Source organism: Ramlibacter sp. WS9 (assembly GCF_003797765.1).
Lineage (GTDB): Bacteria > Pseudomonadota > Gammaproteobacteria > Burkholderiales > Burkholderiaceae_C > Ramlibacter.
Genome location: NZ_RKMB01000007.1, coordinates 83,613 through 96,329 on the forward strand (window position 1 = coordinate 83,613; position 12,717 = coordinate 96,329).

A 12,717-nucleotide genomic window follows, 5' to 3' on the forward strand; every position below is an offset into this window, starting at 1 on the left:
TCTTCCCTCGAACGGGGATTGTCGCCCACAGAAGTTACGACCTCGCCTCGAAAAGCGAAACGGCGCCAGTAGGCGCCGTTTCTGTTCGTGGGCCACCGCGGAACCGGCTTCGCCGGGCCGCTGGTGGCGCCCCCTTGAGGGGGAGAGGGCGAAGCCCGAGGGGGCATCGGCCGCAGGCCGCTTCGGGGGGAGCTATTAATCTGCTTCGACGAACGCTTCTTCGCGTTTTGCTTTGATGGAGGGCAAAGCCACGATGATCACCAGCAGCAGGGCCGCGGCCAGCAGGCCGGCGGACAGCGGACGCGTCACGAACACGCTCCAGTCGCCGCGCGACAGCAGCAGCGCGCGCCGCAGGTTTTCTTCCATCATCGGGCCCAAAATGAAGCCCAGCAGCAGCGGCGCGGGCTCGGCACCCAGCTTGATGAACATGTAGCCGATGATGCCGAACAGCGCCACCATCCAGATGTCCCAGGTGTTGTTGTTGGTGGAATAGACACCGATGGCGCAGAACAGCACGATGGCCGGGAAGAGCCAGCGGTAGGGCACCGTGAGCAGCTTGATCCACATGCCGATCAGCGGCAGGTTCAGGATGATCAGCATCGCGTTGCCGAGCCACATCGAGGCGATCAGGCCCCAGAACAGCTGCGGGTTGCTGGTCATCACCTGCGGGCCTGGCTGGATGTTGTGGATGGTCATCGCGCCGACCATCAGCGCCATCACGGCGTTGGGCGGGATGCCCAGCGTCAGCAGCGGGATGAACGAAGTCTGCGAGCCGGCGTTGTTGGCCGATTCGGGCGCGGCAACACCGCGGATGTTGCCCTTGCCGAACGGCACTTCACCGGGGCGCAGCTTGGTCTTCTTCTCGATCGTGTAGGCCGCGAACGCCGAGAGCAACGCGCCGCCACCCGGCAGGATACCCAGGGCCGAGCCGAGGGCAGTGCCGCGCAGGATCGCCGGGATCATGTTGCGGAAGTCTTCCTTGGTCGGGAACAGACCGGTCACCTTGGCCGTGAAGACTTCGCGCTCGTCGGCGTGCTTGCCCAGGTTGCTGATGATTTCGCCGTAGCCGAACACGCCCATCGCGATCACGATGAAGCCGATGCCGTCGGTGAGTTCCGGGATGTCGAACGAGTAGCGGGCAACACCGGAATTCACGTCGGTACCCACCAGCCCGAGCAGCAGGCCCAGCACGATCATGCCGATCGCCTTGATGAGCGAGCCGGAGGCCAGCACCACCGCGCCGATCAGGCCCAGCACCATCAGCGAGAAGTACTCGGCGGGGCCGAACTTGAACGCCACTTCGGTCAGCGGGGCCGCGAAGGCGGCCAGGATCAACGTGCCGACGCAGCCGGCGAAGAACGAACCCATGCCGGCCGCCGCGAGCGCAGGCCCGGCTCGCCCTCGCCGCGCCATCTGGTAGCCGTCGATCACGGTCACCACCGAGGACGATTCTCCCGGCAGGTTGACCAGGATGGCCGTGGTCGAGCCGCCGTACTGGGCGCCGTAGTAGATGCCCGCCAGCATGATCAGCGCGGACACGGGCGGCAGCGCGTAGGTGGCCGGCAGCAGCATGGCGATGGTGGCGACCGGGCCGACGCCGGGCAGCACGCCGATCAGCGTGCCGAGCAGGCAGCCGATGAAGCAATAGAGCAGGTTGATCGGCGTGAAGGCCACGCTGAAACCGAGCGAGAGGTTGGTGATCAGGTCCATGGATGTTTCTTCTTGGTGTTCAGCCGACGATGAAGCTCGGCCAGACCGGGAACTGCAGGTTCAACAGCTTGATGAAAGCCAGGTAGCTGCCGATGGCCAGGATGGTGGCAAGCACCACGACCTCTTTCCACTTGAACTCGTCGCCGGCCCGCGCGGCGATGAACACCAGGGCGTAGATCGCGACGATGAGACCGAATGCGGGGATGCCGAAGCGGGGTATGCCGGCCAGCAGGATGCCGAACACGACGTTCGCGCCGATGATGAAACCGAGTGGCCGCCAGGCGAAGCTGCCGATCGGCTCGCCGTCTTCGGTCTCGACCACCATCGATTCGAACAGCGTGAACGCTCCGATGCCTGCCAGCAGGATCCCCAGTACCAAGGGGAAATAACCGGGACCCATGCGGGCGCCCTCGCCTATGGTGTAGTTGATCCAGGCGCCCAGTGCGAAGCCGATGCCGACCACCAGGAACATGAGGCCCGAGAAGAAGTCCTTCTGGCTCTTGATTTTCACGTGTTGTCTCCTCACGAAATGATTTCGGATGGCGCCCATTGTGGGCGCAATAACCCGCTTCCCCGATGTGGGTTTCACCTACGGTTACAACCTGTACCCGACGGGGTCGCGATCAGCCCTGGTCAAGGGGCGGCGTCGCAGTGAGGACTTCCTCCACCGTGGTCAGCCCCTCGGCCACGCGCAAGGCGCCGGCCAGCCGCAGCGGCCGCATCCCATCGGCCACGGCCTGCCGGCGCAGGGCGTCGATCGAAGGCGCCTGCACCAGCTTTTCCTTGAATCCATCGCTCACGGTGAGCAGTTCATAGAGGCCCATGCGGCCCATGAAGCCGGTCATGCGGCAGTCCACACAACCCACCGGGCGGTACGGCTTGAAGCCGCCACTGATCTTCCAGGGCTTCACGGTGGCGTCGAGGGCCTCGCGCGAAGCGCCGTCGTCCGGCACCCGGCATTGCTTGCAGAGCGTGCGCACCAGGCGCTGCGCCAGCACGCCGAGCATGGTCGCGTTGATGAGGTAGGCCGGCACGCCCAGCTCCATCAGCCGGGTGATGGCCGAAGGTGCGTCGTTGGTGTGCAGCGTGGAGAAGACGAGGTGGCCGGTCAGCGCCGCCTGCACCGCCATTTCGGCGGTGGCGAGGTCGCGGATTTCGCCGACCATGATGATGTCCGGGTCCTGCCGCATCAGCGCGCGCAGCCCCTCGGTAAAGCCGAAGTCGAGCTGGGTCTGCACCTGGGTCTGGTTGAAGGACGGCTCGATCATCTCGATCGGGTCCTCCACCGTGCTCACGTTCACTTCTTCGGTGGCGATGCGCTTGAGGGTCGAATACAGCGTGGTGGTTTTTCCCGAGCCGGTCGGACCGGTGACCAGGATGATGCCGTGCGGGCGCTTGACCAGCGCTTCCCAGCGATCGGCGTCGTGCTGCGAGAAGCCCAGCGCGTCCAGGTCTTTCACCGCGGTGTCGGGGTCGAAGATGCGCATCACCATCTTCTCGCCGAAGGCCGTCGGCAGTGTCGACAGCCGCATCTCGATCTCGTCGCCGCGCTGGTTGCGCGTCTTGATGCGCCCGTCTTGCGGCCGCCGCTTTTCGACCACGTCCATGCGCCCGAGCAGCTTGATGCGCGCCGTCATCGCGTTCAGCACGCCCATCGGCATCTGGTAGACCGGGTGCAGGATGCCGTCGATGCGAAAGCGGATCACGCCCTGCTCGCGGCGCGGTTCCAGGTGGATGTCGCTGGCGCGCTGGTCGAAGGCATAGTTCCAGAGCCAGTCCACCACCTGCACCACGCCCTGGTCGTTGGCGTCCAGCTGCTTGTTGGATTTGTTGAGCTCTACCAGCTGTTCGAAGCTGGCCGCGCCGGAGTTGCCACCGGCCTTCAGCGCCGCCCGCACCGACTTGGCCAGCGCGAAGAATTCGGCTGTGTAGCGGTGGATGTCACCCGGGTTCGCGACGACGCGCCGCACGCTGCGGCGCGCCTGGCGCTCGACTTCCGCCACCCAGTCGGTGACGAAGGGCTCGGCCGTGGCGACCACCACTTCGGTGGGCGTCACCTGCACCGGCAGCACGCGATGGCGCTCGGCATACACGGCGCTCATGGTGTCGGCCACCTTGCCCACATCGACCTTGAGCGGGTCGATCCGCAGGTAGTCCAGGCCGGCGCGCCCCGCGAGCCACTGGGTCAGCGTCTCGACATCCAGCGGCTTGCCGTCGCTGGCGCGGGCCATCGCCACCGCCGCCAGACGCACCAGCGGATGCTGCGCGCTCTCGGCCTGGGAGCAGCGCGCGATGGTGCGGCGCGCTTCCTCGTCGGAAATCACTCCGTCTTCGCTCAGCCACTCCACCAGCCGGCGCCAGTCGACGGGGCCCTGGTGGGGTGTCTTGGCGAGGGACTTGGGCTTGGCGACAGCGGTCATGTAGAAGATTCAGTCAGCGGGTTTGAACACCCGCAGCCACTTGCGTGCCGGCAGGCCCCAGCGAGTTTCGATGGTTTCGGCGCGCTCGGCAAGCACGGCCCGGGTCGGGTGTTGCGGCTCGCGTAGCGCCAGCACGATGGTGTTGCCTTCGCGCGTGGGCTTGAACGCCCAGACCGCATCGGCGCCGAACGCGCCCCGGATCTTTTCCAGGCTCTGGCTGAAGCTGGACGAGCGCCCGAACAGGTTCACCGTCATGCAGCCGTCTTCCGTCAGCAAGCGGCGGCAGTCGGCGTAGAACTCCTGGCTGTCCAACACCGGCGCCGCGGCCTCGTGGTCGTACAGGTCCACCTGCAGCGCATCGACCTGGCCGCGCCAGTGCTCGTGCGCCGCGACTTCGGCCGCATCACCCAGCACCACCGACAGCCGCGCGTCGTCGGCCGGCAGCTTGAACCACAGGCGGCAGGCCGCGACCACCTGCGGGTTGAGCTCGATCGCGGTCGTCTTCATCCGCAGCCGCTTGTGGCAGAACTTGGTCAGCGCCGCGGAACCCAGGCCCAACTGCATCGCGTGCCGCTTGGCCACCAGGGACGGCTCGACGAACAGCAGCCACGCCATCATGCGCTGCACGTATTCCAGCTGGATGTCGAACGGCTTGTCCAGCCACATCGACCCCTGCACCCATTCGGTGCCGAGGTGCAGGTAGCGGATGTCGCCGTAGTCGGAGAAATTGACCTCGGGGAGTTCGGGTTGGCTTTGTTTCACTGGCCGGGATTATCCCCATTACGAAAATGACAAATGACGCCGGCTGCGCCGAGCATGACAAATGACAAAATGCCGCAGCCATTTGTCATTGAGCGCAGCGAAGGTCATTTGTCATGGACACACAAGCAATCTGGAATTTCCTCGGCACGCAGGGCGTCGACTTCGGCCTCAAGGTGCTGGGCGCCATCGCGGTCTGGATCGTCGGGCGCTGGCTGATCGGCTGGATGCGCCGCGGCGCACACGCCGCGCTCCAGCGCGGCCGCCGCATCGACGAGACGCTGGCGCGCTACCTCAGCTCGGCGCTGGCGGTGGCGCTGAACGTGCTGCTGATCCTGGCCGTGCTCGACGTGTTCGGCGTCAAGACGACGTCATTCGCGGCGCTGCTGGCGGGTGCGGGCCTCGCCATCGGCACGGCCTGGGGCGGGCTGCTGACCCACTTCGCCGCCGGCATCTTTCTGCAGGTGCTGCGACCGTACAAGGTGGGGGACCACGTGGTCATCGGCGGGGTCAACGGCAGGGTGACCGAGCTCGGCCTGTTCGGCACGACGCTGGTGACCGGCGACAGTGTCACGGCCCTGGTCGGCAACAACAAGGTGCTCTCCGACACCATCCAGAACTTCAGCAGCCTGCCCGCGCGGCGCGTCGACACCACCGCCAAGATCGCCAACGGCGTGGACGTGCATGACGCGATCAGCAAGCTGCGCGACGCCGTGGCGAAGATCCCGAACGTCGCCAAGGACCCGAAGCCCGACATCGAGATCCTGCAGTTCACGCCCGAGGGCCCGCTGCTGGCCGTGCGGCCCTACACGCACACCGACCACTACTGGCAGGTCTATTTCGACACCCACCGGGCGGTCGTCGACACTTTCGGCCAGTGCGGCTATCCGGTGCCGGAAACGCCGACGGTTCAGCGAGCGGCGCCGGTCACGCCGTAGTCCGGCGCGAGCAGGGCCGCCAGCTTTGGCAGTGCCGCAACGGCATTGCGGTTCGTCGCTTCGGCCAGCGCGTCCGTGCTGATGCCGCGCAATCCGGCCAGCACCTGGGCGATGCGCGGCAATTCGCCTGGCTCGTTGCGGCCCTGCGGCTCACCCGCCGCGCGCTGCTCGGCCGTGCGGTACAGCCAGTGGGGCGGAATGTCCGGCGAGTCGGTCTCGAGCACGATCGCATCCAGCGGCAGTTCCGCGGCCAGCCGCCGGATCTGCAATGACCGTTCATACGTCACCGTGCCGCCGAACCCCAGCTTGAACCCCAGCTTCACGAATTCCTTCGCCTGCTGCGTGCTGCCGTTGAACGCATGGGCGATTCCTGTCACCCCGGTGCGGCGCAACTGCTTGAGCAACTGGTCGGCCGACCGCCGCACGTGCAACAGCACCGGGAGCCCATGGCGGCGCGCCAGAGCCAGTTGCCGCGCGTAAAAAAGTTCCTGCTTCTGCCCATCCAGGCCCGGCACGAAATAGTCCAAACCGATCTCACCCAGGGCGACCAGGCGTGGGTCGCTTGCGGCGTCAGCCAGGGCTCGGTCGAGTCGGTCCAGGTCGTCCTCGGCGGCGGGGCCGGTGCACAGCGGGTGAATGCCCAAGGCAAAGCTGTCGCCGTGACGATGGGCCAGCTCGCGCACCGCCGCGAAATTGGAGGGCGCTACTGCCGGCAGCACGCAATGGCGGACGCCAGCGGCAGCCGCTCGCGCGCGGACAGCATCGACGTCGACTGAAAGTTCCGCGGCGTCGAGGTGGCAATGTGTATCAATCCACGCGGGCATCGCCCGATGATGCCCGAACGGGCCACGCAGGGCGCGTTCCCGTGCATCGCGGGACAAACCGTGATACCGTGTGTTTTCGCTCTCCAGTTCTCTTCGCTTTCCGCAGTTTCGACAGGTGAAAGAATGCGCAGGCCAGCCCTTTACAGCTCCAGCCGCTCGGGCCGTTCGGGACCCGACACTTCCCCAACAGCAGTGCCTGCGCCTGAGCCTGTCCCGAACGCGCCCAGTCCCACTTCCTCTTCCCGCTTTTCGAGCACCCGGCTCTTGTGGGTGGCGATCCTGCTCCTGGCCGTTGCGCTCGCCTTGAGCGTCGGCCACGGCATGCGCAACGGCCAGCGCAAGCTGACGCAGGAAGACATCAACGCGGCCGTTCTCAAGACGCTTGAAACACAGGTGCTGCCCAGCGAATACGCCAAGGCTTATGAGAATGTGCTGCCTTCCGTGGTGCGCGTGGTGAGCTACGTGAAGAAGAGCCGGCTGAAGGATGAAGCGGCCGCCGGCAAGCCCCGCGCCGGCAGCGTCAAGCCCAAGCCCCTGGGCCCCGCGACCAGTGGGGCGCCTCCAGCTGACGATGAAGAAGTCGAGCAGGGCGTCGGCACCGGCGTGGTCATCATCGACAAGGGCATCATCCTGACCAACCTGCACGTGGTGTCGGGCGCGGACCGCATCAAGGTCATCTTCGCGGACGGGCTGGAGTCCGAGGCCACGATCACCGGCGCGCAACCCGAGAACGACCTGGCCGTCCTGCAGGCCAAACGAATCCCCGACGACATGATCGCCGCCACCATGCGCTCGACCGCCGACCTGCGGCCCGGCGACAAGGTACTGGCGGTGGGCTTCCCGTTCGGCATCGGTCCTTCGGCTTCCGGCGGCGTGGTGTCGGGCCTGAAACGCGCGTTCCGCTCGCCGGAAGGCAAGCAGGAGATGAACAACCTCATCCAGTTCGACGCCGCGGCCAACCCAGGCAACTCCGGCGGGCCGCTGGTGACGATGGACGGCGAGGTGGTCGGCATCGTCACCGCCATCCTGAACCCGACGCCGGCGCGCACCTTCCTGGGCATCGGTTTCGCGGTGCCGATCGAAAACGCCGCCCAGGCCGCCGGCCTGCCGCCGTTCTGACTCCACCCTTTCCACACCAAGGCCCACGCACCCATGGAACCCACCACCCGCCAGGACTCCGCCACCGCCCAGCTGATGGAACAGATCCTCTACGAGGTGAAGCGGGTCGTCGTCGGCCAGGACCGCTTCCTCGAGCGGGTGATGGTGGCCATGCTCGCGCAAGGCCACCTGCTGGTCGAAGGCGTGCCGGGCCTGGCCAAGACGCTGACGGTAAAGACGCTCGCCAACACCGTGCACGGGCAGTTCAAGCGCATCCAGTTCACCCCCGACCTGGTGCCGGCCGACCTGGTGGGCACCCGCATCTACAACCAGAAGACCGGCGAGTTCAGCACCGCGCTGGGCCCGGTGTTCACCAACTTGCTGCTGGCCGACGAAATCAACCGCGCGCCGGCCAAGGTGCAGAGCGCGCTGCTGGAGGTGATGCAGGAACGGCAGGTGACCATCGCCGGCGAAACGCACAAGGTGCCCAGCCCTTTCCTGGTGATGGCCACGCAGAACCCCATTGAAACCGAAGGCACCTATCCGCTGCCCGAGGCGCAGGTGGACCGCTTCATGATGAAGGTGCTGGTCGACTATCCCACCGACGAGGAAGAGTTCGTCATCGTCGAACGTGTCACCGGCCCGGCGGTTCAAGTCTCCGCGGTTGCGACCACCGAACAGCTGGCCGACCTGCAAGCCGAGTGCCGCCGCGTCTACGTCGACCCGTCGCTGGTGCAGTACGCGGTGCGGCTGGTGTCGGCCACGCGCACGCCGGAAAAGCACGGCCTGAAGGACCTCGGCAAGTACATCACCTTCGGCGCCAGCCCGCGCGCCACGATCAACCTTGTCGAAGGCGCGCGCGCGCTCGCCATGCTGCGCGGCCGCACCTACGCGCTGCCGGAGGACATGACCGACCTGGTGCCCGACGTGCTGCGCCACCGGTTGGTGCTGTCGTACGAGGCGCTGTCTGAAGGGCTCACGGCCGACGCACTGGTCGCAAAGATCATGGCCAAGATTCCGTCCCCACCGAAGCCGCTCGAACATGAAAAACTGGTGGCCTAGCAAGACGCCCCCCGAAGCGCCTTCGGCGCCTCCCCCCACTGGGGGGCGCCACCAGCGGCCCGGCGAAGCCGGTTCCGCGGTGGCCCGGAAGGAGACCGCCGAGCATGTGTTGCGGCGCCTGGAGTGGACCGTCATCCGCCGCCTTGACGGCTTGCTGCAGGGAGACTACCGCACGCTGATGCGTGGCTCCGGACTCGACCTCGCCGACCTGCGCGAATACCAGCATCACGACGACGTGCGCCACATCGACTGGAACGTCACGGCCCGGCTGCAGATCCCGCATGTGCGCGTCTTCACCGAAGACCGGGAGATGGCGGCCTGGTTCCTGCTGGACCTGAGCCCATCGGTCGATTTCGGCTCGGGTGAACAGCGCAAGCGCAACGTGTCGGCGGAATTCGTCGCCGTGCTCGCGCGCATGCTCACGCGCCACGGCAACCGCGTCGGCGCGCTGCTCTACGGCTCGGGCGTGGACACCATGATCCCCACGCGCGGCGGGCGCCGGCATGTATTGCACTTGTTGCACAGCATGCAGGAGCGGCCGGCATCCGTCGAGTCCGGCACGACCAAGCTGCGCGACCTGCTCGAGTCGGCGGCCGGGCTCATCAAGCGCCGCTCGACGATCTTCGTGGTGTCCGACTTCATCAGCGAGCCGGGTTGGGAAAAACCCCTGGGCCTGCTGGCCCAGCGCCACGAAGTGGTCGCGGTTCGGTTGCTCGACCCGCTGGAGCTGGAGCTGCCCGACCTGGGCCTGCTGACCATCCGCGATGCCGAAACCGGCGAGCAATTGCTCGTCGACACGCACGACGCCGGGTTTCGCAAACGCTTCGCCAGCATCGCCGCGCAGCGCGAGGCCGAGCTGCGGCAGGGCTTCATGCGCGCGAACGTCGACGCGTTGGAACTCTCCACGGACGGCGACCTCGTCGATGCGGTGGTGCGCTTCGCCGAAATGCGCAAGCGCCGCATTCGCATGGCGTCGGGCAGCATGCCGGCGCACCTCCGGCGGGCGGCCTGAACAAACAAGAGGAGACACGAATGAACTTCCTCTGGCCCGAATTCCTCTGGTTGCTGCTGGCACTGCCGGTGCTGGTGCTGATCTACGCCTGGCTGTTGCGGCGCAAGAGAAAGATGGCGCTGCGCTACGCCTCGCTGTCCATCGTGAAGGAAGCGATGGGGGCGGGCCAGACGGTGCGCCGCCACATCCCGCCGGCCCTGTTCCTGCTGGCCATGGCGGCGATGCTGCTGGCAGCGGCGAGGCCGGTGGCCGTCGTCACGCTGCCTTCGAACCAGCAGACCATCATCCTCGCCATGGACGTGTCGGGCAGCATGCGCGCCACCGACGTGCTGCCCAACCGGCTGGTCGCGGCGCAGAACGCCGCCAAGGCCTTCATCCACGAGTTGCCGCGCAACGTCAAGGTGGGCATCGTTGCATTCGCCGGTTCGGCCCAGGTTGCGCAGCTCCCGACCATCAATCGCGAAGACCTGGTCACGGCCATCGACCGCTTCCAATTGCAGCGCGCCACCGCCACGGGCAATGCCATCGTGATCTCGCTGGCCACGCTGTTCCCCGACGCCGGCATCGAGCTGGCGTCCATGCAGACGGGACGGGACCGCCAGCGCGGCGCGGCGATCGATGGCGAGAAGAAGGACAAGAAGGAGTTCACGCCGGTGGCGCCGGGCTCCTACACCTCGGCGGCGATCATCATGCTCACCGACGGCCAGCGGACCACGGGCGTCGACCCGCTCGAAGCGGCCAAGATGGCGGCCGACCGCGGCGTGCGTGTCTATACCGTGGGCATCGGCACCGTCGACGGCGAGACGATCGGTTTCGAAGGCTGGTCCATGCGGGTGCGCCTGGACGAGGAAACGCTGAAGGCCATCGCCAACAAGACCAGCGCCGAGTACTACTACGCCGGCACGGCGAACGACCTCAAGAAGGTCTATGAGACCCTGAGCTCGCGGCTGACGGTGGAGAAGAAGGAGACCGAAGTCTCCGCGCTGCTCGCCATGGCCGCAGCCGTGCTGGCCCTGTTGTCGGCGGGGCTGTCGCTGCTCTGGTTCAACCGGATTCTTTAGGCCCCGGTAAGGTCAAGCAGCCTCACAGCCGGTCGTTATTGGTTGATAACCGTCTCCGCGTCTGCCAGCGCTCGCATCAACTCGGCAAACGGCGGAGGCTCCGACATGAACATGGGCCGCATGGTCGCGTAGTCCTCTGCCAAGGCACTTTGCCGCGCCTGCGCGGGCACGAGCCGGAAGCTGCCGTGATGCGCCAAGTCATACCGCGCCCAGGCTCGCGCGAAAACGCGGCTTTTCCAATCCACCACTCGCTCGCATTGGGCCTTGTCTTTCAGAAAGTCACCGGCCTGCGGATGGCCCAGCAGCTTCACCATGTCGAAGTAGTGCCGCGCATAGCGGTCGGGCGTGGCCTGCGCCTCGGGCCGATGAAACTCCGAATGGAGAATGGTCGCCTTTTCCCAGAAAGTGCGCTGCAGTTCCAGGGCTATCACCGTACATGACCAATCGTCAAACAACGCAGGGTACGCATCCGCCACTAGGGGCCGCACTGGATAGCGTCCTGTGGGCTGCTGGTCTGTCAGCGTGCCCAGTTCCAGCTTGACCTCTCGCACCACATAGCCGAAGCCGACTGGCTGTGTCACCGGGTAGCGAAAGTACAGGATGGGCGACTTTGCATCCGCGTCCAGCTCGTACCGGAGCCAGCCGCCGGCAGGTGGTTGTCCCAAGGCTTCGGCAATGGTTTTCTCCAGCAGCGGCAGCACCACCTGTTGCGCTTTTTCGCCGCACAGGCGTTGCATCTCCAGCACGGCCGCATCGCGCTTGCCGCGACTGGTCAGCGCGTCAAACCGTGCCGCATCCGCGCCCACAAATTCCGGGACCAGACACAGATCAATGTCTTCCGAAAACCGGTCGATGATGCCGAATACCTTTGACAGCGATGTGCCGCCCTTGAACACCAAATGCGGCGCCAACTCGGGCTGCGCGAACAGCAGGCCTAGCAGCCACGACGCCCAGAAGTCCTTTTCCAGGATGACGGCCTGCCCGGCTTGCCCGGCGGCGGCTTGTTCGAATGCCAACGCCCGTCGCTCGGTCGGCATCGCCAGAAAGCGCGACGCCAACGTCATGCGCGGCGCCCTTTGGGCATGGCTGGCGAGGTTTCGTCAGGGCGGGCTACTTCGCGCAGCATGGGGCGCATCCATGCCGGTGCCAGTGCGATGTCTTTCAGCACCTTCATGCGCTCTGCTTGCGGAAGATTTCTGCGCAACCGCGCAATGCGCGCCGGCGTGACATGTGGTTCGCCAAGACTCTTGAAAGCCTGGATCAGCAGACCGCTGAGGCGCCCGGCCGCCGCCATCTGACGCGGCGTCGTGCGCTTCAGGCTGATCTTCATGGGTCCGGCCTGCACGGTCCGGCTGATACCGTCAGTCAGCAGCACTACCTTGGCAGGCACCTGATCGGACAGGCCGAGCATATTGGCTGCATAGACGCCCGCCGGCTGGGTTCGCAGCTTGTCCTTGCCCGCCACCGCCTTGACCACGGCATCCACCGACGGCCAGAGCGTTCCCAGCACTTCATCCTCTCGCGGCTTGTCGTAGAGCCCACGTGAAAGGCGCCTCAGTTCGCCCCGTGCCACCATGCGCTGTAGCGCCTTGTCGATGGCAGCCCGACTGCCCGCCGCGGCAAAGGAGTCCGGCGTGAAAACCGTGCCGCGCGCGCTACGCTGCACGCGACGTGCAAGCTGCGTGTCAATACTGTTGAGCGAGGGTGCGCGCGGCATCGGAGTGACAAAAGGCAGTTCTATTTGTCCGAAAAATAGCACACTTTTCGGACAACTAGAACTGTCGTTTTGCTCCCGCATGAGCGGAAACGCCACGAAAAACGCTTCTTATTCGT

12 protein-coding genes are annotated in these 12,717 nt (G+C 66.0%); 5 read left to right on the forward strand and 7 right to left on the reverse strand.

What is annotated here, in order from left to right:
• Window positions 1–195: 195 nt before the first annotated feature.
• From EEB15_RS13060 to EEB15_RS13075, 4 genes are all read right to left on the reverse strand, one after another.
• Window positions 196–1,710, reverse strand: a complete 1,515-nt coding sequence (locus EEB15_RS13060) for a tripartite tricarboxylate transporter permease (protein ID WP_141510302.1) — start codon at window positions 1,708–1,710, stop codon at window positions 196–198.
• Window positions 1,711–1,729: 19 nt separating this feature from the next.
• The gene (locus EEB15_RS13065) at window positions 1,730–2,221 is read right to left on the reverse strand and encodes a tripartite tricarboxylate transporter TctB family protein (protein ID WP_141510303.1); all 492 of its coding nucleotides are present in this window, start codon (window positions 2,219–2,221) and stop codon (window positions 1,730–1,732) included.
• Between the two features lie 112 nt (window positions 2,222–2,333).
• Window positions 2,334–4,130, reverse strand: coding sequence for a GspE/PulE family protein (locus tag EEB15_RS13070; RefSeq protein WP_141510304.1), 1,797 nt, complete (start codon window positions 4,128–4,130; stop codon window positions 2,334–2,336).
• A 9-nt stretch (window positions 4,131–4,139) separates the two neighbouring features.
• Window positions 4,140–4,892: a spermidine synthase gene (locus EEB15_RS13075; RefSeq protein ID WP_141510305.1), complete on the reverse strand. Its 753-nt coding sequence runs from the start codon at window positions 4,890–4,892 to the stop codon at window positions 4,140–4,142.
• 113 nt (window positions 4,893–5,005) lie between these two features.
• Between EEB15_RS13075 and EEB15_RS13080 the strand changes: the two genes are divergently transcribed.
• Complete coding sequence (locus EEB15_RS13080) at window positions 5,006–5,827, forward strand: mechanosensitive ion channel family protein (RefSeq protein WP_141510306.1); 822 nt, start codon at window positions 5,006–5,008, stop codon at window positions 5,825–5,827.
• On the opposite strand, the gene EEB15_RS13085 is transcribed toward EEB15_RS13080, so the two are convergent.
• Complete coding sequence (locus tag EEB15_RS13085; RefSeq protein ID WP_141510307.1) at window positions 5,800–6,651, reverse strand: TatD family hydrolase; 852 nt, start codon at window positions 6,649–6,651, stop codon at window positions 5,800–5,802. The genes EEB15_RS13080 and EEB15_RS13085 overlap by 28 nt on opposite strands.
• Before the next feature lie 123 nt (window positions 6,652–6,774).
• Between EEB15_RS13085 and EEB15_RS13090 the strand changes: the two genes are divergently transcribed.
• From EEB15_RS13090 to EEB15_RS13105, 4 genes are read left to right on the forward strand one after another with little or no spacing between them, the layout of a single operon-like run.
• Window positions 6,775–7,770 carry a S1C family serine protease gene (locus tag EEB15_RS13090; protein ID WP_141510308.1) on the forward strand — a complete coding sequence of 332 codons (996 nt, stop codon included), beginning with the start codon at window positions 6,775–6,777 and terminating at the stop codon, window positions 7,768–7,770.
• Between the two features lie 33 nt (window positions 7,771–7,803).
• A complete protein-coding gene (locus tag EEB15_RS13095) occupies window positions 7,804–8,811 on the forward strand; it encodes a MoxR family ATPase (RefSeq protein ID WP_141510309.1) in 1,008 nt (335 codons plus the stop codon).
• Complete coding sequence (locus EEB15_RS13100; protein ID WP_141510310.1) at window positions 8,792–9,823, forward strand: DUF58 domain-containing protein; 1,032 nt, start codon at window positions 8,792–8,794, stop codon at window positions 9,821–9,823. Before EEB15_RS13095 ends, EEB15_RS13100 begins: the two co-directional genes overlap by 20 nt.
• A gap of 20 nt (window positions 9,824–9,843) precedes the next feature.
• The gene (locus EEB15_RS13105) at window positions 9,844–10,884 is read left to right on the forward strand and encodes a VWA domain-containing protein (RefSeq protein ID WP_141510311.1); all 1,041 of its coding nucleotides are present in this window, start codon (window positions 9,844–9,846) and stop codon (window positions 10,882–10,884) included.
• 35 nt (window positions 10,885–10,919) lie between these two features.
• Here EEB15_RS13105 and EEB15_RS13110 read toward each other — a convergent pair whose 3' ends face one another.
• Together EEB15_RS13110 and EEB15_RS13115 are read right to left on the reverse strand one after the other, a co-directional pair.
• Entirely contained in the window at window positions 10,920–11,948 is a 1,029-nt protein-coding gene (locus EEB15_RS13110; RefSeq protein ID WP_141510312.1) for a nucleotidyl transferase AbiEii/AbiGii toxin family protein, read from the reverse strand.
• The gene (locus EEB15_RS13115) at window positions 11,945–12,697 is read right to left on the reverse strand and encodes a DUF6088 family protein (RefSeq protein WP_199236522.1); all 753 of its coding nucleotides are present in this window, start codon (window positions 12,695–12,697) and stop codon (window positions 11,945–11,947) included. The genes EEB15_RS13110 and EEB15_RS13115 overlap by 4 nt, the downstream gene beginning before the upstream one ends.
• Window positions 12,698–12,717: the final 20 nt, after the last annotated feature.

Coding starts and splice junctions, on each gene's coding strand:
- EEB15_RS13060 (WP_141510302.1), bottom strand. CDS start 1,710: ATGGACCTGATCACCAACCTCTCGCTCGGTTTCAGCGTGGCCTTCACG.
- EEB15_RS13070 (WP_141510304.1), bottom strand. CDS start 4,130: ATGACCGCTGTCGCCAAGCCCAAGTCCCTCGCCAAGACACCCCACCAG.
- EEB15_RS13080 (WP_141510306.1), top strand. CDS start 5,006: ATGGACACACAAGCAATCTGGAATTTCCTCGGCACGCAGGGCGTCGAC.
- EEB15_RS13085 (WP_141510307.1), bottom strand. CDS start 6,651: ATGCCCGCGTGGATTGATACACATTGCCACCTCGACGCCGCGGAACTT.
- EEB15_RS13090 (WP_141510308.1), top strand. CDS start 6,775: ATGCGCAGGCCAGCCCTTTACAGCTCCAGCCGCTCGGGCCGTTCGGGA.
- EEB15_RS13095 (WP_141510309.1), top strand. CDS start 7,804: ATGGAACCCACCACCCGCCAGGACTCCGCCACCGCCCAGCTGATGGAA.
- EEB15_RS13100 (WP_141510310.1), top strand. CDS start 8,792: ATGAAAAACTGGTGGCCTAGCAAGACGCCCCCCGAAGCGCCTTCGGCG.
- EEB15_RS13105 (WP_141510311.1), top strand. CDS start 9,844: ATGAACTTCCTCTGGCCCGAATTCCTCTGGTTGCTGCTGGCACTGCCG.
- EEB15_RS13110 (WP_141510312.1), bottom strand. CDS start 11,948: ATGACGTTGGCGTCGCGCTTTCTGGCGATGCCGACCGAGCGACGGGCG.